Here is a 516-nt window from a genome sequence, read left to right on the forward strand (position 1 = left end):
GCACGGGAATAGCGGTTACCGATGAGTTACAGATCATAGCCTCGGGCTTGACAACGGTTCCTACAGCCGAACTTTTGCCTTTTCTGAAGAAATATTTTTCCGAAGAAAAAGTTGAGCTCGTTTTGCTGGGGGAGCCTAAGCAAATGGATAACACAGCATCTCAAAGTGAAGGGAAGATCCAGGAGTTCTTAAAAGTGTTCACCAAAAATTTTCCCGAAATGAAGCTCGAAAGAGTAGACGAACGTTTCACCTCAAAAATGGCCTTTCAATCCATGATCGACAACGGACTCAAAAAAAAGCAACGGCAAAATAAAGCCCTTGTAGATGAGATAAGTGCAACCATCATACTGCAGAGCTATCTTTATAAATGATTAAGGATTAGTGACTAAGGATTAATAAATTCTGTCGAATGGAAAGAGATCTTAAAAAACGTTCCAATAAATTTGCCCATAGTTGTGTTAAGCTTGCCTTGTCCTTACAAAAAGGAACTCTTGAATGGCATGTGCAGAAACAATT

At 39.7% G+C, this 516-nt stretch carries 1 protein-coding gene; it reads left to right on the plus strand.

All coding sequences use genetic code 11. The features are described from left to right. Positions 1-371 (plus strand): Holliday junction resolvase RuvX (gene ruvX / locus HC175_RS17380; protein ID WP_168139559.1); only part of this gene is annotated, 371 nt, incomplete at its 5' end. Between the last annotated feature and the right edge of the window lie 145 nt (positions 372-516).

The organism is Salinimicrobium oceani, from assembly GCF_012037645.1.